Source organism: Tamlana sp. s12, from assembly GCF_016767215.1.
Lineage (GTDB): Bacteria > Bacteroidota > Bacteroidia > Flavobacteriales > Flavobacteriaceae > Pseudotamlana > Pseudotamlana agarivorans.
In genome coordinates this window covers 37,137-56,492 of the sequence record NZ_CP068547.1, presented here as the reverse complement: position 1 = coordinate 56,492, position 19,356 = coordinate 37,137, and the positions used below count along the sequence as shown (strand labels likewise).

Sequence of the window (19,356 nt, the reverse complement as noted above, 5' to 3'; positions counted from 1 at the left end):
TAATCGGTTTCGGATAAACATCTAAACAAAAAAGAAAACCCAGAATAAAAAAGAATAATAGTAGCCCTTCGTTTAAAAGGCAAACCGATATGTTGTGAATAGGCAATCAGTTAAACCATTAAACGATTAAACACATAAACATTTTTAACAATGAAACTTTGGGATAAAGGCATATCGATAGATAAAAAAATAGAGCAATTTACTATTGGGAACGACCGAGAAATAGATATTCATATTGCAAAATACGATGTTATTGCATCGCGAGCGCATGCCATAATGCTTCAAAAAATTGGCATTCTTTCTGAAATAGAATTAGAGAAATTGCTTTCTGGACTTCAGGTCTTAGCCAATCAAATTGAAGCCGGAACTTTTGTAATCGACGAACAGTTTGAAGACGTGCATTCTAAAATTGAATTTGAATTAACGAAGTCTTTAGGTGATGTGGGTAAAAAAATCCATACGGCCCGTTCTAGAAACGATCAAGTTTTAGTAGCCCTTCATTTGTATTTTAAAGAAGAGTTGCAAGCTGTAAAATCCAAAACAAAAACACTTTTCGATACCTTAATTAATCAGGCAGAGACTTATAAAGATAAGGTGCTTCCTGGCTATACGCATTTACAAGTAGCTATGCCATCATCATTTGGGTTATGGTTTTCAGCCTATGCCGAATTAATGATTGATGATGTGTTTTTATTAGATGCGGCCATAAAAACGGTGGATCAAAATCCGCTAGGTTCGGCAGCTGGATACGGAAGTTCTTTTCCTATCGATCGCGAGGTTACCACTAAAGAAATGGACTTTGCAACTCTAAAATACAACGTTGTTGCCGCACAAATGGGACGAGGTAAAAACGAGCGTACCATTGCTGCAGCTTTAGGAAGCTTGGCCAACACTATGGCTCGTTTTGCTATGGATACCTGTTTGTATATGAGTCAGAATTTCGGGTTTATTTCCTTTCCAGACGAGTTAACTACAGGAAGTAGTATCATGCCGCATAAAAAGAATCCTGATGTGTTTGAGTTAATCCGAGGGAAATGTAACAAAATACAAGCCTTGCAAAGTGAAATGATATTAATAACCAACAACTTGCCTAGTGGTTACCACCGCGATTTTCAGTTGTTAAAAGAAAATATCATTGCAGCTTTCGAGGATATTAAAGACATTTTGGATATTTTTAATTATTCGATCCAACAAATTATTGTGAAGGATATCGATATCAACGACGATAAATACAAATACTTATTTACTGTAGATAACATCAATACCTTAGTAGTCGAAGGACAAACTTTTAGAGAAGCCTATCAAAAAATTGGTGGTCAAGTGCAAGACGGTACCTATGTGCCAGACACATCTAAAAAACACACCCATGCAGGAAGTATTCACAATTTATGCTTAGATAAAATTCGTGATAAGTTTCCTGGGTAGATCGTAATTGTTGAAAATAGGTTTTTTTATTGTTTATTTATTGTAGTAGGCTTAGTTTTGGTAGACAAGCATACAGCTTAAAAAAAATGAGCATCAGAGAAAAAGAATAAACTATTTTTGAGCAATGAACTACAATCTAAAAAAACTATATAGCATTGCATTTTGGGCGAGCGTTTTTGGAATGCTCGCCTTTATTTTTGATTTTGGTTTTTCGAAAACGGTATTAACGCAACAAATCATTGATGCGTTTTACTTTATAGTTATTGCTTTAGGCTTAGCGGCAACTTTTGCTAGATATTTTGAAAATAAGGAGCTGTTAAAACGGAGGGTTGCTGTTTTCGATGTGATTTCAGTGGTTTATACCTTGTGTGTTTTTTATATGTACCTCTTTCACGGTGAAGCATTTAAAACCGATTTGATATTAGAAAACCCCATATGGGTGGTTTTGGCTGTCATTCTATCTTTTATTAGGGAGTTTTCAGAACAAAAACTAAATCTGCATCGAACCTATCTTAACCCGGCACAAATTTTCATATTAAGCTTCTTAGTCATTATTTTACTAGGCTCCTTTCTATTAATGATGCCAAAGGCAACACACGAAGGTTTGTCATTCATAGATGCCTTGTTTACATCAACAAGCGCGGTTTGTGTAACAGGATTGATTGTGGTCGATACTGGAACTTATTTTACGCATTTCGGACAAGCCATCATCATGTTTTTAATACAAATTGGAGGCTTAGGAATCCTAACTTTTGCAAGCTATTTCAGTTACTTTTTTAAAGGAGGAAGTACCTACGAAAATCAATTGACCTTAGGGGAAATGACCAACTCCGCTAAAATTAGCGATGTATTTAGTACACTAAAGAATATTATAGTTATTACGGCTATAGTTGAATTGACAGCCGCTATATTTATTTTCTTTTCCTTGGATAAGAATTTGTTTAGTAGTTTTTCTTATCAAGTATTTTTTTCAATATTTCATGCCATTTCAGCATTTTGTAATGCCGGTTTTTCAACCTTATCTAATAGTATTTATGACGTTGGTTTCCGATTTAACTATGCCTTGCAACTCATTATTGTAGCCACGTTTGTTTTAGGAGGTTTAGGTTTTCCTATTGTGGTTAATATCATTAGATTTATCAAATTCAAATTCATTCAAATTTTCTTTTTCAATTCAAAAAATAGAACTTATAAACCCTGGGTGTTAAACATAAATAGTAGAATTACTCTAGTAACTACGACCTTCTTAACTGTAGTAGGTTTTATTTTGTATCTGGTTTTTGAATATCATAATACACTCGCTGAACACACCTTGTCAGGGAAATTAGTAAACGCATTATTTGGAGCTACAACACCACGAACAGCTGGTTTTAACGCTGTAGATATGGGCGATTTGGCATTTCCTACCGTAGTCATCACAATTTTACTTATGTGGGTGGGAGCTTCGCCAACATCAACAGGTGGTGGTATTAAAACCAGTACCTTTGCTATAGCGACGCTAAATATTTTAAGCTTAGCAAAAGGGAAACAGCGTATTGAAGTTTACAGAAGAGAAATAGCCGATATTTCGGTGAGAAGAGCATTCGCAACCATTGCATTGTCCTTAATGGTTATCGGTCTTGGAATCGTGATTATAAGTGTTTTTAATCCAGAAATGGGATTGCTAAACATTGCGTTCGAGTGTTTTTCTGCATATAGTACTGTAGGTTTAAGTTTAGGGGTTACAGGGGATTTAGATACAGTTAGTAAATTTGTAATTATTGCTATTATGTTTATTGGAAGGGTTAGTATGCTTTCCATCATAGTTGCGGTGTTCAAAAAAATAAAACATAAAAATTATCGCTACCCTAGCGAAGAAATCACCATAAATTAAAAATAGCATGAAATATATTATTGTAGGTCTTGGAAATTTTGGCGCATCCTTAGGAAAGAAATTAACAGCACAGGGTAATGAGGTGATTGGTGTGGATCGCAAAATGGAAAAAGTTGATTTGCTTAAAGAGGATTTATCACATACTATTTGTTTAGATGCTACCGATGAATTTACAGTATCTGGCCTTCCTTTAAGTGATACCGATGTGGTTATTGTAGCTATTGGTGAAGATACGGGTGCCAATATTATGGCAACAGCATTACTTAAAAACCTTAAAGTAAAACGCGTAATAAGTCGGGCGATTGATGGTTTGCATGAAAAGGTGCTTAATGCTATTGGTGTTACTGCTATTGTTCATCCCGAAGAAGAATCGGCCGAAAGATGGGCAAAAAGGCTATCTCTAAAAGGTGTTGTAGATTCTTTTGAATTGAATGATGATTACAGTATCGTTGAGGTTCATGTTCCCGAAAAATTTGATCAAAAAACCATTAGAGAGATCGATATTAGAAAAGTATATAACTTATTGGTTTTAACTACTATTGCAAATACAGAAATTAAAAGTGCGGTTGGAAAAACTAGAAATATTACAAAGGTTAAGGGTGTAGCTGGTGCCGAAGATATCCTGTATAAAGATGATATTTTGGTTGTTTATGGTGCGAATAAAGACATTAAAAGGTTTTTAAATAAAGATTGATAATCAATCCCCTTGTCGAATTTAATGTGTGAAACCATCACTTATTTTGAACGTATTAAACATCTAAAGGGCGGCATGTCTTATAGTCCCAACACTTTTCCTATCTTTGGATTATGAAGCAGTATTTTCTTTTTATAGTCTTTATTTTCAGTTTTGTGGCTTGCGAAAAGCAACAGCAAGTGAGTTCCATTCATCCTGAAAATTGGTCAAAACGCACCATTGATATCAGCCATAAAGATAGCTTACAAGTAGGAGCGTCCTATTTGTCTATTTATTCTCAGATTTTTAGCCTATCGGAAAGCAAAACGCATAATTTAACGGCTATGGTAAGTTTGAGAAACACGAGTTTAAATGATACCATTTATATTGAAAAAGCCGATTATTATGATACGCACGGCACTTTAGTCCGTTCCTATTTTGAAAAGACGATTTTCTTAGCGCCTCTAGAAACCGCTGAAATTATTATCGACGAGGTTGATGTTTCTGGAGGTACGGGTTCTAACTTTATCTTTGAATGGAAAATACCTCAAAATGCTTCAGTACCTTTATTTGAAGGTATTATGAATTCAACTGTGGGGCAACAAGGCTTGTCATTTACCACACAAGCAGTACGTATAAAATAATATGGCAGAATACATTACAAAATTATTTTTCATTTTTGCAGTAATCGATCCTATTGGATCTATTCCTGTGTATTTAGAAGCAACCAAAGAATTAGATATTTCGAAAAAGAAGAAAGTCGCTATTCGAGCTACCATCGTCGCCTTTTTTATTTTGTTGTTTTTTATAATAATCGGACAACTCATTTTAGAAGGTATGTCCGTCTCTTTAGATGCGTTTCAGATTTCTGGAGGTGTGATCCTTTTTCTTTTTGCATTGACCATGATTTTCGGGGACGGCAAACCAGAACAAGAAAAAAGTGGGATTACCGATTATAAACACGTAACGATTTTCCCCATTGCGATACCTTCTATTGCTTCTCCAGGAGCTATAATGGCCGTGGTTTTATTAACCGATAACCATTTGTATACCATACAACAGCAAACCATAACCACTTTTTTGGTATTGGTTATTATAGCGGTAACTTGTTTAATTTTGCTAGGCGCCAATCATCTTCAAAAACGCATAGGCGACTACGGTATTACAGTAATTAGTAAAATTATGGGTTTAATTCTTGCCGCATATGCCGTTCAAAACATTTTAACAGGTATTAGTAGCTATTTTCAGAATACCTAAGGATTTTGGTCCAAAAAGAGTCTTCACGAAACTTTTAAATCTATGCCATTAAAGACTATTGAAAAGTTAATAAATTAAAAAAGCGCATTGGTTAAATGCGCTTTTAAGGACTTTCTCTAGTTTAGTTTAATTTGTTTGTTGACTAACTCAAATAATTAAATAATAGTGGATTGCCCTAAATGTATATTAGTAAAGTTTAGATTGGTTTCATCAGGATTATGAATGAAATCCTCTATAAAATCGCCAACTTTCGTTGTGCTGATATGATCGTATTTGTTGTTTAAATCTGGTGTGGTTATATGAAGCTTTAACGATTTGTCTACACCTTCTCTCACACGATTTGCTTCTTCATCTAACCCAAAATGATCCAATAACATAGCTGCCGATAAGATGGAAGCTATAGGGTTTGCAATACCTTTGTTGGCGGCTTTAGTATAAGCACCATGAATAGGCTCAAACATCACATGGTCGTCGCCAATAGATGCTGAAGCTAATAGACCTATAGACCCAACAATAACGCTGGCTTCTTCCGAAAGGATATCACCAAACATATTTTCGGTTAAAATCACATCAAACTGTCTCGGATTGATGATTAAATCCATGGCCGCATTATCGATATATGTGTAATCTATGTTCACATCGGGATATTGCTTGCCTATATCTTTCACTACACGGCGCCAAAGTCTAGAACTTTCTAAAACATTAGCCTTATCTACCAAGGTTAATTTGCGTTTTCGTGATTGAGCGGCTTTAAATGCTTTATGTGCAATGCGTTCAATTTCAAAACGTTGGTATTCACAGGTGTCTGATGCAGTGTTGCCATCGGCACTTAGTTTCTGTTCTCCAAAATAGATACCACCAGTTAACTCTCTATAAATAACCAAATTGGTGTCTTTTATAGCTTTTACTTTTAACGAGGATTTATTAAGTAAATCTTCGTAAGCAATTACTGGTCTAATGTTGGTATGTAAGCCCAAGGCTTTACGAAGCCCTAAAAGGCCTTGCTCAGGACGTACCGTAGCATCAGGATCTTCGTCGTATTTGGTGTTGCCAATGGCCCCAAATAAAACGGCATCCGATTTTTTGCAAATTTCAATAGTTTCATCTGGTAGAGGCGAGCCTGTCTTGTCGATAGCCACGGCCCCAACCAGTGCTTTTTCAAAAGTAAATATGTGGTTAAATTCAATAGCGATAGCCTTCAAAACCTTAACGGCTTGAGCTGTAACTTCTGGTCCTATGCCATCTCCCGGTAAAACGCCAATATTTAACTTCATATCGTACTCTTTTTAATTGTCTATTTCCGCGAAAGCGAAAACAAACAGATTTGCATGTTAAGCAGAAATAATTTCTTTATAAATTCTACTGCTTTCTATGATTTTGTGGATGTCATTATCATCAACTTCTTTTTTCTTATCGGCGAAATCTAAAAAGCTCGTATAGATTTCATCCAACTGAAGTTTTGTTAATTCATATCCTATGTTTTTTGCTCGGTATGCAAGGGCTGCTCTACCTGAACGTGCTGTTAATACAATAGCCGATTCGGTTACACCAACATCTTTAGGGTCGATAATTTCGTAAGTTTCACGATTTTTTATCACCCCATCTTGATGAATACCAGAACTATGAGCAAAAGCGTTAGCTCCTACAATCGCTTTGTTTGGTTGCGTGTAAATACCCATGCTATCTGAAACTAACTGACTTAAACCGTAAAGCATTTCAGTTTTTATGTTTGTATCAAGATTTAAGTAAGGATGTTGTTTAAGGATCATTACCACTTCTTCTAAAGCCGTGTTTCCTGCACGCTCGCCAATACCATTGATAGTACATTCAATTTGTCTCGCACCATTAATAACACCTTCAATAGAATTTGCTGTAGCCAATCCTAAATCGTTATGGCAGTGGCATGATAAAATTGCTTTATCGATACCTTTTACATTTTCTTTAAGGTATTTAATTTTAGCACCATACTCACTAGGTAAACAGTATCCTGTTGTATCAGGAATATTTAAAACCGTAGCGCCTGCTTTAATCACTTCTTCACAGATACGTGCTAAATAAGCGTTGTCGGTTCTACCAGCATCTTCGGCGTAAAACTCAACATCTTCAACAAAAGTCTTAGCGTATTTAACGGCATTAACAGCGCGCTCAATAATCGCGTCTTGCGTTGAGTTAAACTTAAATTTTATATGTGATTCGGAAGTTCCAATTCCAGTATGGATACGCCCTTTTTTGGCTAGCTTTAAAGCTTCACCAGCTACTTTTATATCGTTTTCTACAGAGCGTGTTAAACCACAAACTGTAGCGTTTTTTACAATTTTTGAAATTTCTACAACCGACTTAAAATCACCCGGACTAGACACAGGGAAACCAGCTTCAATAATATCAACGCCTAAATAATCAAGCTGCTCAGCTATAATTAATTTTTGTTCAGTGTTAAGTTTACATCCTGGGACCTGCTCACCGTCTCTAAGGGTTGTATCAAAAATTTGGACTTTATTATCAGACATTTATTAAAATATATTTTCGTATTGTGCTACGAATGTATATTTTGGTTTTGTAAAAATTGAATTCTACATTTGTTTTTTACGATGTTAAACACATTGATATAACATTTAACATTCTGTAAAACAGAGATTTACATCTGTTTTTATAACTATGACAAGAGATCAAAAAGATAATTTATTTGTTTTAATTAAGTCACTTTCTAAATCCGAAAAACGCCAATTTAAGCTTTATGTTGGTCGTTTGGGGGTAAATGAAGATTCTAAATTTTTGATGCTATTTAATATTTTAGATAAGCTATCGGTTTATGATGAAGCTGCGATATTAAAAAAAGGCATCGTAAAAAAACAACAACTGTCTAATTTAAAGGCGCATTTGTATAAGCAGATTTTAATTAGCTTACGATTAAACCCGTCGCATCAAGACATTCGTATACAAATTCGTGAACAGCTCGATTTTGCAACCATTCTATATCATAAAGGACTTTATAAGCAAAGTTTGAAAATATTGGATAAGGCGAAGAATCTTGCTATTGTTAATGAAGAAAAAAATGCGGCTTATGAAATTGTTGATCTTGAAAAAATTATAGAGTCGCAATACATCACGCGCAGTCTTAATAATAGAGCCGACCAATTATCTATTGAAGCCAAAGAATTAAGCCGCCAGAATGTATTGGCGAGTAAATTGTCTAATTTATCACTTCAGTTATACGGTCAGTTTTTAAAAACAGGGTACGTTAAGAATAAAGCAGAAACCACACGTATCACCGAATACTTTAACGCCCGATTGCCAAAATTCGATATAAACGAATTAGGATTCAGAGAAAAGTTATGGCTGTACAAAGCCCGACTATGGTATAGTTTTTTAATTCATGATTTTTTAGCCTGCTATAAATATTCTAAAAAATGGGTGGAGTTGTTTTACGAAAATAAAGATATGATTCTTTTGAATCCTGTGTTTTTCTTAAGAGGCAATAACTATTTGTTAGAATCACTTTATTACTTAAGACAGTATAAAAAGTTTAAAGAGGCCTTATTTCGATTTGAAGCCATAACCCAAGAAAAATGGTTTCCTGTTGATGATAACTTGGAAGGCCTAAGCTTTTTGTTCATTTATAATAATAAATTCAATTTACATTTTATTGAAGGAAGTTTTAATGAAGGCTTACCTTTAATAGATGAGGTTTTAGAGCGCCTAAAAAAGTTTAAAGACCGTGTTGATGAGCATCACGTTATGGTGTTTTATTACAAAATGGCGAGCATGTATTTTGGAGCTGGCGATAATCGTAAATGTATTTACTACTTGGAAAAGATTATAAGTAATAAATCACTTCAAATGCGAGAAGACTTATTGTGTTTTTCGCGCATCCTAAACTTGGTGGCTCATTATGAAGCGGGCTTAGATTATAACCTTGATGTCTTAATAAAAAGTACCTATAAGTTTTTAATTAAAATGGAAGATTTATATGAGGTGCAGAAGGAGTTTATTAAGTTTTTACGTGGACTAGGTGATATTTATCCGCATGAGGTTAAGAATGAATTTATCAAACTACATAAGAAATTAAAGGAGTTTGAGAATGACCCTTACCAAAGTCGTGCTTTTTTATATTTAGATATAATTTCTTGGTTAGAATCCAAAATTGAAAACAAACCTATAGGCGAGATAATTCGTAACAAGTTTCATTTAATGCAGCAAAACACCAACGAATAATAGTTTAGAAGGAGATGGCTTTTTTATGAATATAGCGTTGTCCTTCCACCGAAATAACAGTATTTTTAGCTAATGTTAAGGGTTGTGTTTCACTGTTTCTGTATTCTAAATCGGTTGTATCAGCAAAGCTTAAAATCAAATTATTGGCTTCCATGTAGAAGACTCCAGATTTGGTGCCTTCGGTATGATTAGATGTAAAGGTGCCATTGTTTGAAAAATTGTAGTGAATGCCATCTTCGATTTCAATCATATATTTAGTATCCTGGCCTTCTATGTAAGTGGCGATTAGTTCCCAACGGGCTGGAGAAGCTTCTTCAAAAGTCGTGTCGAAATCGTCATTTTTTTCACAACTTAAAACGGCAATAAAGAGAGATAGTAAGATTATTTTATTGAAAATAGCATTCATAATTTGGGATTTTAAGAGAAGATGTTCTATTATCAAAAAGGTTGCGTTTAGGACTTTGTTTTTTCATAATTAAATCTTAAAAACTAAAATAACCCCTAAAAAATTTGGATATTAACTTTTTCTGAACGAATATTTGCATTCACAAAGTTCAAAAAAACTTACTGAAATGTTATCAAGAAAGGCAGAGGGATTAGACCCAATGAAGCCTTAGCAACCCTTTATCTGTAAAGAAGGTGCTAAATTCTACCCTAACGGATAGATAACAAAACGAAATTATTTTTTCTATAATTTCTAAATTCTTTATAACATTTTTCTATTAGGTACACGCTTAAAACCGTGCATTTTGGCTTTTTGGTTTCTCAAAGCCTTTCAGGAATGTTTATTTTTTCTGAATCCTTTGAAATTTTCATCCTCGCCATTTCGGGGATTATTATTAACTAAAAAAAACTAGAAAAATGAGTACACAAAAATTAGCAACAGACGCCTTACACGCAGGGCATGATTTTGCAGCCAATGGCGGAACACGTGCGGTTCCAATTTACCAATCGTCTTCGTATGTTTTCAATGATTCAGATCATGCGGCGAACCTTTTTTCATTAAAAGAATTAGGATTTATTTACACCCGATTAAACAACCCTACCAATCAAATTTTACAAGACCGTTTAGCGGCTGTGGAAGGCGGAATTGGCGCTGTGGTTTTTGCTTCGGGAACATCGGCTATTTCAACTGGATTGTTAACCTTATTGAAAGCCGGTGACCATATCGTAGCTTCTAGTAGTTTATACGGTGGGACCTATAATTTACTAAGCGTAACTTTGCCAAGGTTAGGTATTACAACGACCTTTGTAGATGCATCAGAACCTGATAATTTTAAGGATGCTGTAAAAGATAATACCCGTGCCTTTTTTGTAGAATCATTAGGGAATCCAAAATTGGATGTATTAGACTTAGAGGCCATTGCCGAGCATTCTAAGGCGGCGGGGGTGCCATTTATTGTAGACAATACCGTGGCCACACCAGCATTGCTAAACCCTATTAAGCACGGAGCGAATATTGTAATTCATTCGTTAACAAAATATATTGGCGGACAAGGAACTTCCTTAGGAGGAGCCATTATTGATGCAGGTACTTTTGATTGGGCTAATGGAAAATTTCCAGAATTTACAGAACCTTCAGCGGGATACCACGGCTTAGTATATCATGAGGCTTTAGGTGCTGCAGCGTATACTTTCAAATTAATTTTGGAAGGTTTAAGAGACTTTGGCGGTGCTTTAAGTCCGTTTAACGCCTTTCAAATTTTACAAGGCCTAGAAACTTTACCGGTTAGAATTAAGCAGCATAGTGAAAACGCCTTGGAACTAGCTAAATGGCTGGAGGCTCAAGATGAGGTTGCATGGGTGAATTACCCCGGACTAGAAAGTAACGCCTATAAAAAGTTAGCCGATAAATATTTGCCTAAAGGACAAAGTGGTATTATAACTTTCGGACATAAAGGCGGTTTTGAAGCAGCAAAAAAAATAGCAGATAACACCAAATTGTTCTCTTTATTGGCTAATATTGGCGATACTAAATCTTTAATTATTCATCCAGCCAGTACAACGCACCAGCAACTTGATGAAACAGAACAAGCTTCAGCAGGGGTGTCTAGTGATTTGATTAGATTGTCTGTGGGTATTGAAGATATAGAAGATTTAAAAGCAGATTTAGTTCAAGCTTTTAAAACCATTTAAATAAAAGATTTTTAATTCCGCGAAAGCGAGAGAACTGATTTAAACTTTTTGCGTTTAAGCGAAAATTATACATTTTTTGACTATTTGATAGTTTTTTTGAGTTCCATAGCTGAGCTACGTAAAGAAAAAAAAGTGAAAAATAGGTGAAAAAGGGCTATTTTATAGCAAATGGAAAAAGTTTAAATCAGTTCATATAATAAACCTAATAAAACATAACTCATTGGAGCATCCTTTGCAACATATTAAGATTAAAGATTTTGTAACCGAAAATGACACGGTAAACTCGGAAATCAATTTAAGTTATCAAGTTTTTGGTAAACCCATTGGTGAAGCTCCCATTATTTTAGTAAACCACGCCCTTACGGGGAATAGTCATGTAGCCGGAAAAGGCGGCTGGTGGAGCGATTTAATTGGTGATGATAAAGTGGTCGATACGAAGCTTTATACCATTTTGGCTTTTAATATCCCTGGAAATGGATTTGATGGATTTGTTATTGATAACTACAAGGATTTTGTAGCTCGCGATATAGCCAACATATTTCTAATCGGATTAGAAAAGCTAAAAACAGGAAAATTGTTTGCTGTAATTGGCGGGTCTCTAGGAGGCGGAATTTCTTGGGAAATGGCTGTTTTAAAACCCGATTTAACCGAGCATTTGGTCGTGGTAGCAACCGATTGGAAATCTACCGACTGGCTTATTGCAAATTGTCAGATTCAGGAGCAGTTCTTGTTAAACTCCAAACATCCGGTTCACGATGCGCGTATGCATGCCATGTTATGTTACCGCACGCCGGAATCGTTTAAAGAGCGTTTTCAGCGTTCAAAAAATGATGATTTAGAGATTTTTAATGTGGAAAGCTGGTTGCTGCATCATGGCGATAAGCTGCAAGAACGTTTTCAGCTTTCAGCTTATAAATTGATGAATCAGCTCCTTAAAACCATTGATGTTACCAAAGGGAGAACTGAAAATTTTAATGTGTTAGAAAATATTGAGGCTAATATCCATATTATAGGTGTGGATTCCGATTTGTTTTTTACCGCAGAAGAAAATAGAGAAACTCAAAAACAGTTGGCTTTAACGCATCCTAACGTGACGTACAACGAAATTAATTCGGTTCATGGTCACGATGCGTTTTTAATGGAGTACGACCAACTTGAAAAAATAATAGAAGGCATTTTTGTGCCAAATTCTAAAAGAAAAAGAATGAAAGTATTAAAATTTGGAGGCAAATCTTTAGCAAACGGCACAGGTTTAAATACCGTGCTTTCCATTATAGAAAATAAAGTAGCTGCAGGTGATCGTATTAGTGTGGTGGTTTCTGCAAGAGGATCGGCTACCGACGATTTGGAAGCGATTTTAAATAAAGCCGCCAAAGGTGAATCGTATAAGGAAGCTTTAGAAGCTTTTAAAGCATACCAAACCGAACCTTCTAAAACGGTAGATTTCTCAGAAGAATTTGCTGTATTAGACAAGCTTTTTGAGGGCGTGAGCTTATTAGGGGATTACAGTAGTAAAACCAAAGATAATATTCTGGCCCAAGGCGAATTGCTATCGGTAAAACTTATTACAAGCATTCTAAACGAGCGCGGTATTAAGGCAAATGCCACCGATTCTCGTGATTTGATTAAAACCGATGAGGTCTTTGGAAATGCCCAACCTTTAGCGAAATTATCTAAAGAAAATACCCAAGCTTATTTTAAAAAGCATAAAGACGCCGTGAATATCATTACAGGATTTATCGCGTCTAACTTAAAGAATGAAACAACAACTTTAGGGCGAAATGGAAGCAACTATACAGCCGCTTTAATTGCTAATTATTTAGATGCTGAAGAGCTTCAAAATTATACCCACGTTAACGGTATCTATACTGCAGACCCAAGTATGGTGGCCGATGCGCAACAAATTAGAGAACTATCATTTAGTGAAGCTAACGAGCTGGCTAACTTCGGGACGTCGGTATTACACGCTAAAACCATTATTCCTTTAGTTGAAAAAAATATAAGCCTTCGTATTTTAAATACCTTCAATCCTGATGATGAAGGAACTCTAATTACTGCAAGACCTAGTACTAAAGAAGTGACTTCGTTATCGGTTTTAGATAATGTAGCGCTTTTAAATTTTGAAGGCCGCGGATTACTTGGTAAAATTGGTGTTGATGCCCGAATTTTTAAGGCCTTAAGTAATTACGGGATTAGTGTGAGTATCGTGTCTCAAGGTTCTTCGGAGCGTGGAATCGGATTGATTATCAATTCCGATCAAGCCACTCAAGCGGTTATTGCTTTAGAACGCGAGTTTGAAGGTGATTTCTATTCGCAAGACGTGAATAAAATTGATGTGGTTGACGATGTTTCGGTGATTTCCATTGTTGGTATTGAACTGAGTTCATTTCACAAACCTTTCAATGCCTTAATTAAAAACCAAATTACACCGCTATTATTTAATAACACGGTAACAGGTAAAAACGTGAGTTTGGTGGTTAAAAAACACGATCTTCATAAAGCCGTTAACGTGATTCACGGAGAAGTTTTTGGTATTTCTAAAAAGATAAACATTGTTATTTTTGGACACGGCGGTGTTGGTGGTGCGCTAATTAATCAGATTTTAAAATCTAAAGATGATATAGAAAAACGTAAAGGCATCAACTTAAATATGTTTGCTATTGCGAATTCTAAAAAACAACTGTTATCTAAAAATGGGGTTGAACTCACTTGGGAAGATGATATTAAAACAACAACCAACGAAAGCTCGATTGCCGATATCATTGCCTTTGCAAAAAAGCATCATTTAGAAAACTTAATCGCGGTTGATAATACGGCTAGTCAGAAGTTTTACGAAAATTACGTGCCACTTATTGAAGCAGGTTTCGACTTGGTGTCTTCTAATAAAGTAGCCAATACAGTATCGCATGATTTTTATAAAGCGTTACGTGTAAAGTTAAAGGAGAATAACAAAGAGTATTTATATGAAACGACAGTAGGAGCAGGACTTCCGCTTATCGATACCATCAAATTATTACACGAATCGGGAGAAAATATCACTAGAATTCGTGGCGTGTTTTCTGGAACTTTAAGTTACTTGTTCAATAATTTTTCTGTGGAAGACAAGCCGTTTAGTGAGATTATTCAGGAAACGATTGATAAAGGCTTTACAGAACCTGACCCTCGTGAAGATTTCTCTGGAAATGATGTGGCTAGAAAACTGCTTATCCTTGCCAGAGAGTTAGATTTACAAAATGAATTTGAAGATGTTTCGGTACAAAACCTTATTCCTGAGGCGTATCAAAATATTTCTGTTGCCGAGTTTTTAACGCAGTTAGATGTTTTAGACGACCAGTATCAGGAAATCAAAAACAACCAGAAACCAGATCATGTATTGCGTTATGTAGGTGATTTGTCTGGTGATTTATCCAAAGACAAAGGAAAACTAGAAGTGAAATTGGTATCCATTCCAGAAGACAGTACCTTAGGCCACGTGAAAGGTTCTGATGCTATTTTTGAAATTTTTACCGAATCCTATGGCGAGCAGCCTATCGTCATTCAAGGTGCAGGAGCAGGAGCCGAAGTAACCGCAAGAGGCGTGTTTGGAGATATTTTACGATTATCGAAACACATTAATTAAAATTCCCGCGAAGGCGGGAATCTCAAGAAGTGTAAAAAATATATGCCCAAAGAAGGTTTAGAAAATATCAAGAGTTTACTAGATAAACAGTAAGCTGGATTATAAAAAACTAACTTTGTAGATAAGCGCATTAGGGAGCCTTTTTTCGCCTCCAAAAGGACGAAAAAAGATTTAGAGGATAGCCCACCCCTATAGGGAAATGCCATAAAATAAATGATTAAAACGAACTATGAGTAATAACAAGAAATTTGAAACTTTAGCAGTACGAACCCAATCTGAAACCACACAGTTTTCTGAACATTCAGTGCCTTTGTATTTAACCTCAGGCTTTGTGTTTGATGATGCCGAAGAAATGCGTGCTTCGTTTGCTGAAGAGAAACAACGTGATTTATATAGCCGCTATAGCAACCCGAATGTGAACGAATTTGTAGAAAAAGTTTGTTTAATGGAAGGGGCTGAGGCTGGTTATGCTTTCGCTAGTGGTATGGCAGCTGTGTTTTCAACGTTTGCAACCTTATTAGATGCTGGCGATCATGTGGTATCTTGTAGTTCAGTTTTTGGGGCTACCCACGGTTTGTTTACCAAATATTTTCCAAAATGGAATATAGAATGTTCATACTTTAATATTAATGAAGTAGACACCATAGAAAGTTTGATTCAACCGAATACTAAATTTATCTATGCTGAAACACCAACCAACCCTGGCGTGGATGTTTTAGATTTAGATTTGCTTAGTGCTATTTGTAAAAAGCACGGACTTTTATTGGTTATCGATAACTGTTTTGCTACTCCTTATTTACAAAATCCGATTAAACATGGCGCCGATTTAGTGATCCATTCGGCAACTAAATTAATGGATGGTCAAGGGCGTGTTCTTGGTGGTATTACGGTGGGTTCAAAGGAATTAATTAGAGAAATTTACTTGTTTTCACGCCTTACAGGGCCTGCAATGAGTGCTTTTAATGCTTGGGTGTTATCAAAATCTCTTGAAACTTTGGCTGTACGAACCGATAAGCATTGTGAAAATGCACTAAAAATAGCCGAATTTTTAGAGGCACATCCCAAGGTAAAATGGGTGAAATATCCGTTTTTAAAATCACACCCTAAGTACGATATTGCTAAAAAACAAATGCGTTTAGGTGGTAGTATTGTAGCCTTTGAAGTAGAAGGTGGGGTAGAAGGCGGTCGCGCCTTTTTCGATAATATAAAAATGTGTTCGCTTTCAGCCAATTTAGGTGATACCAGAACTATTGTAACGCATCCAGCAAGTACCACACACGCTAAAGTAGAGCCAGAAGTTAAGGCTGCTGTTGGGATTACCGATGGTTCTGTGCGTATTTCGGCAGGATTAGAGCATGTCGATGATATTATTGCTGATTTAAAACAGGCTTTAGGCTAAGAACTATTAATCATGAGACTTTTTACAGTTGATGCCTTTACAGATGCCCCTTTTTGCGGAAACCCTGCAGGGGTTTGTATTCTGGAACAGGAACTTTCCGATGAGGATTATCTCAAAATAGCTCAGGAAGTTAATCTTTCGGAAACCGCTTTTGTTGTGCCTAAAGGCGAGACATTTCGATTAAGGTGGTTTACGCCTACTAACGAAGTTGATTTATGTGGTCATGCTACCTTGGCGACGGCTAAAATCTTGTTTGATAAACTTCAGGTGCCAAATAAAGTTTTGGAGTTTGAAACTAAAAGTGGGATTTTAAAGGTTGAAAAGAAGGATACTGTACTAGAAATGAATTTCCCCTTAGGGCACTTGGAGTTTGTACATGAACCAGATGTGCTTCTTGAGAAATTTCTAAATGAAAAACCCTTATCTATAAACGTTGATAAAGATTGGTGTGTTTTAGAGTTAGCCGATGAAGATCATGTGAAAACCTTCAAGCCAGATTTTGATTTGCTATTATCGCATCATAAAAAAATAGTTGTGATTACAGCAAAATCGGAACATGAGCACTACGATTTTGTGTCTCGAGTTTTTGGGCCAGCGATAGGAATAGATGAAGATCCTGTAACGGGTTCAGCACATTGTTATTTAGCTAGTTTTTGGGCTAAAAAACTTAATAAATCTACGCTTGTAGGATATCAAGCCTCGACACGTGGCGGGGTTGTTCATTGTGAGATTGTTGATAATCAAAGGGTTTTACTTCGAGGTGACTGCGTTATCATGTCTGAAATGCTCATTGATTGGACATTTTAAGAAATAAGGCTTTGTGAACTTTACAAAGATTTTAACAGAAGGCTTGCAAATTGGTCAACCAGTTATTTGTATCTTTGCACCGTTTTATTTTTATAATAAATGCACTTAGCTATGAAGAAATTGCCCTACCTTTTTGTCCTACTTTTGGTTTCCTTTTTAACCTTTAATTGTAGTAGTTCTACTGATGATTTAGTTGAGGATGAACAAGAAGAAATACCTACAACTCCTGATCCTGAAGAGGATAAAGAACCAGAGGGAGAGACTGATCCAGAAGAGGAAAACGATAACGGCGAGCTGAACCCGAGCCTAGCACCTTCTGAGAATTTTGATTTATCAACTTGGAATTTAAGTGTGCCTGTGAATAACGGAAATGGTACAGCGCTTAACATTAGTGTGGCAACATTGAACAATGGTTATAAAGATGGCGTGTATTTTTATACGGCCGAAGATGGTGGTATGGTGTTTAAATGTCCGAATAAAGGTTTTAAAACTTCAACAAATACTTCATATACGCGTGTAGAGCTTCGTGAAATGTTAAGAGGAACAAACACAAGCATTCCTACCCAAGGGGTGACCAAAAACAACTGGGTTTTTGGAACAGCACCTAATGCCGATATCAATGCTGCTTATGGCTACGACGGAGAAATGACAGCGACATTAGCTGTAAACTATGTAACAACTACAGGAAGTAATAGCCATATTGGTCGTGTAATTGTTGGTCAAATTCATGCTAACGACGACGAGCCTGTTCGAATTTATTATAGAAAATTACCAAATAACGAATTGGGTTCTATATATTTTGCTCACGAACCTACCGATGGAAATGGTTCAGAACAGTGGCATGAACTTATTGGATCTAGAAGTAATAGTGCTTCTAACCCTTCTGATGGTATTGCTTTAAATGAAAAATTTAGCTATAAAATACATGTGGAAGGTGATGCTTTAACGGTTACCATTTCTAGAGAAGGAAAAGATGATGTGTCTAAAACGGTAGATATGACAAATAGCGGATTTAATGTAGGCGGACAATACATGTATTTTAAAGCCGGTGTTTATAATCAGAACAATACAGGTGATGATAACGACTATGTGCAAGCAACTTTTTATGCTTTAGAAAAATCGCATACCACGTTATAGTAGCCGATCGGTATAAAATTAAAACCGTTATGTTTTGTGTTTCAACTCAAAATATAACGGTTTTTTCTGTCTCATAATTTTTTGGCCATAGGGTTGAACTGATTTAAACTTTTTCCATTTGCTAAAAAATGGCCCTTTTTCACCAATTTTTCACCTTTTTTTCTTTCCGTAGCTCAGCTATGGAACTCAAAAAAACTTTCAAATAGTCAAAAAATGTCTAATTTTCGCTTAATCGCAAAAAGTTTAAATCAGTTCATTGTTAAAATCTTTATCTTCGCATCATGCTATCTAAAAAAACCAAATACGGATTAAAAGCGCTTACATTTATAGCGCGAACCGAAGGAGATTCGCCTTTACAAGTTGCTGAAATTGCCAAAAATGAGCAAATTCCACAGAAATTTTTAGAAAGTATTTTATTAACCCTTCGTAAATCGGGTATTCTAGGCTCTAAAAAAGGGAAACATGGTGGTTATTATTTAAGACAGCCGCCTGAGGAAATTTTAATGACCGATGTGATGCGTGTTCTTGAAGGCCCCATTGCTATGGTGCCTTGTGTGAGTTTGAACTACTATGAAAAGTGTGACGACTGCATAGATGAGGAAACTTGTAGCGTAAATAAATTGATGCTTCAAGTACGTGATAGTACACTTAATGTCTTCAGAAATACCACTTTAGCAGATTTGTCTCGTCCAAAAGACTAAAATATTCCTAATATTTATTGCTTTTCTATACTAATTTTTAGGCTATTGTTGGATTTATTTTCAATATGCTAAAAATTTGAAATTAATTTTTTTATGTAACAAAATATAGTACATTTG

15 protein-coding genes and 1 riboswitch are annotated in these 19,356 nt (G+C 35.7%); of the genes, 12 read left to right on the top strand and 3 right to left on the bottom strand.

Annotated elements, in window-relative coordinates:
• The first annotated feature begins 150 nt into the window (after positions 1-150).
• The 5 genes from argH (at position 151) to JJL45_RS00220 (ending at position 5,228) form a co-directional block, all read left to right on the top strand.
• Positions 151-1,425, top strand: a complete 1,275-nt coding sequence (gene argH, locus JJL45_RS00240) for an argininosuccinate lyase (protein WP_067144770.1) — start codon at positions 151-153, stop codon at positions 1,423-1,425.
• A gap of 124 nt (positions 1,426-1,549) precedes the next feature.
• Complete coding sequence (locus JJL45_RS00235) at positions 1,550-3,298, top strand: TrkH family potassium uptake protein (RefSeq protein ID WP_068601567.1); 1,749 nt, start codon at positions 1,550-1,552, stop codon at positions 3,296-3,298.
• Between the two features lie 7 nt (positions 3,299-3,305).
• Positions 3,306-3,992, top strand: a complete 687-nt coding sequence (locus tag JJL45_RS00230; protein WP_068601569.1) for a potassium channel family protein — start codon at positions 3,306-3,308, stop codon at positions 3,990-3,992.
• A gap of 113 nt (positions 3,993-4,105) precedes the next feature.
• On the top strand, positions 4,106-4,615 hold the full coding sequence (locus JJL45_RS00225) for a DUF3124 domain-containing protein (RefSeq protein ID WP_068601571.1): 510 nt from the start codon (positions 4,106-4,108) through the stop codon (positions 4,613-4,615).
• A gap of 1 nt (position 4,616) precedes the next feature.
• On the top strand, positions 4,617-5,228 hold the full coding sequence (locus tag JJL45_RS00220) for a MarC family protein (protein WP_068601573.1): 612 nt from the start codon (positions 4,617-4,619) through the stop codon (positions 5,226-5,228).
• A 155-nt stretch (positions 5,229-5,383) separates the two neighbouring features.
• Here JJL45_RS00220 and leuB read toward each other — a convergent pair whose 3' ends face one another.
• Together leuB and JJL45_RS00210 are read right to left on the bottom strand one after the other, a co-directional pair.
• Positions 5,384-6,502, bottom strand: a complete 1,119-nt coding sequence (gene leuB / locus JJL45_RS00215) for a 3-isopropylmalate dehydrogenase (RefSeq protein WP_202664203.1) — start codon at positions 6,500-6,502, stop codon at positions 5,384-5,386.
• A gap of 57 nt (positions 6,503-6,559) precedes the next feature.
• Positions 6,560-7,735: a 2-isopropylmalate synthase gene (locus JJL45_RS00210; RefSeq protein ID WP_082935840.1), complete on the bottom strand. Its 1,176-nt coding sequence runs from the start codon at positions 7,733-7,735 to the stop codon at positions 6,560-6,562.
• Positions 7,736-7,883: 148 nt separating this feature from the next.
• Here JJL45_RS00210 and JJL45_RS00205 point away from each other — a divergent pair, with 148 nt between their 5' ends.
• A complete protein-coding gene (locus JJL45_RS00205) occupies positions 7,884-9,440 on the top strand; it encodes a hypothetical protein (RefSeq protein ID WP_068601577.1) in 1,557 nt (518 codons plus the stop codon).
• Positions 9,441-9,444: 4 nt separating this feature from the next.
• On the opposite strand, the gene JJL45_RS00200 is transcribed toward JJL45_RS00205, so the two are convergent.
• Complete coding sequence (locus tag JJL45_RS00200) at positions 9,445-9,846, bottom strand: hypothetical protein (RefSeq protein ID WP_202664202.1); 402 nt, start codon at positions 9,844-9,846, stop codon at positions 9,445-9,447.
• Positions 9,847-10,012: 166 nt separating this feature from the next.
• Positions 10,013-10,112: riboswitch (SAM riboswitch) on the top strand.
• A 189-nt stretch (positions 10,113-10,301) separates the two neighbouring features.
• Between JJL45_RS00200 and JJL45_RS00195 the strand changes: the two genes are divergently transcribed.
• The 6 genes from JJL45_RS00195 to JJL45_RS00170 all read left to right on the top strand — a co-directional run bounded on the left by JJL45_RS00195 (position 10,302) and on the right by JJL45_RS00170 (position 19,239).
• On the top strand, positions 10,302-11,576 hold the full coding sequence (locus JJL45_RS00195) for an O-acetylhomoserine aminocarboxypropyltransferase/cysteine synthase family protein (protein ID WP_202664201.1): 1,275 nt from the start codon (positions 10,302-10,304) through the stop codon (positions 11,574-11,576).
• Positions 11,577-11,796: 220 nt separating this feature from the next.
• The gene (gene thrA, locus JJL45_RS00190) at positions 11,797-15,195 is read left to right on the top strand and encodes a bifunctional aspartate kinase/homoserine dehydrogenase I (protein ID WP_202664200.1); all 3,399 of its coding nucleotides are present in this window, start codon (positions 11,797-11,799) and stop codon (positions 15,193-15,195) included.
• A 229-nt stretch (positions 15,196-15,424) separates the two neighbouring features.
• Complete coding sequence (locus tag JJL45_RS00185) at positions 15,425-16,594, top strand: trans-sulfuration enzyme family protein (RefSeq protein ID WP_067144755.1); 1,170 nt, start codon at positions 15,425-15,427, stop codon at positions 16,592-16,594.
• Between the two features lie 12 nt (positions 16,595-16,606).
• Positions 16,607-17,401 (top strand): PhzF family phenazine biosynthesis protein, encoded by a 795-nt coding sequence (locus tag JJL45_RS00180; RefSeq protein ID WP_068601585.1) that lies wholly within the window; start codon positions 16,607-16,609, stop codon positions 17,399-17,401.
• Between the two features lie 111 nt (positions 17,402-17,512).
• Entirely contained in the window at positions 17,513-18,538 is a 1,026-nt protein-coding gene (locus JJL45_RS00175; protein WP_242521400.1) for a polysaccharide lyase family 7 protein, read from the top strand.
• Between the two features lie 281 nt (positions 18,539-18,819).
• The gene (locus tag JJL45_RS00170; protein ID WP_068601589.1) at positions 18,820-19,239 is read left to right on the top strand and encodes an RrF2 family transcriptional regulator; all 420 of its coding nucleotides are present in this window, start codon (positions 18,820-18,822) and stop codon (positions 19,237-19,239) included.
• Positions 19,240-19,356: the final 117 nt, after the last annotated feature.

Excerpts from the sequence above, each read along its gene's own strand:
- JJL45_RS00205 (WP_068601577.1), top strand. The coding sequence starts at position 7,884 with ATGACAAGAGATCAAAAAGATAATTTATTTGTTTTAATTAAGTCACTT.
- argH (WP_067144770.1), top strand. The coding sequence starts at position 151 with ATGAAACTTTGGGATAAAGGCATATCGATAGATAAAAAAATAGAGCAA.
- JJL45_RS00220 (WP_068601573.1), top strand. The coding sequence starts at position 4,617 with ATGGCAGAATACATTACAAAATTATTTTTCATTTTTGCAGTAATCGAT.
- JJL45_RS00210 (WP_082935840.1), bottom strand. The coding sequence starts at position 7,735 with ATGTCTGATAATAAAGTCCAAATTTTTGATACAACCCTTAGAGACGGT.
- JJL45_RS00200 (WP_202664202.1), bottom strand. The coding sequence starts at position 9,846 with ATGAATGCTATTTTCAATAAAATAATCTTACTATCTCTCTTTATTGCC.
- leuB (WP_202664203.1), bottom strand. The coding sequence starts at position 6,502 with ATGAAGTTAAATATTGGCGTTTTACCGGGAGATGGCATAGGACCAGAA.
- JJL45_RS00185 (WP_067144755.1), top strand. The coding sequence starts at position 15,425 with ATGAGTAATAACAAGAAATTTGAAACTTTAGCAGTACGAACCCAATCT.
- JJL45_RS00170 (WP_068601589.1), top strand. The coding sequence starts at position 18,820 with ATGCTATCTAAAAAAACCAAATACGGATTAAAAGCGCTTACATTTATA.
- JJL45_RS00230 (WP_068601569.1), top strand. The coding sequence starts at position 3,306 with ATGAAATATATTATTGTAGGTCTTGGAAATTTTGGCGCATCCTTAGGA.
- JJL45_RS00195 (WP_202664201.1), top strand. The coding sequence starts at position 10,302 with ATGAGTACACAAAAATTAGCAACAGACGCCTTACACGCAGGGCATGAT.
- JJL45_RS00175 (WP_242521400.1), top strand. The coding sequence starts at position 17,513 with ATGAAGAAATTGCCCTACCTTTTTGTCCTACTTTTGGTTTCCTTTTTA.
- JJL45_RS00180 (WP_068601585.1), top strand. The coding sequence starts at position 16,607 with ATGAGACTTTTTACAGTTGATGCCTTTACAGATGCCCCTTTTTGCGGA.
- JJL45_RS00235 (WP_068601567.1), top strand. The coding sequence starts at position 1,550 with ATGAACTACAATCTAAAAAAACTATATAGCATTGCATTTTGGGCGAGC.
- JJL45_RS00225 (WP_068601571.1), top strand. The coding sequence starts at position 4,106 with ATGAAGCAGTATTTTCTTTTTATAGTCTTTATTTTCAGTTTTGTGGCT.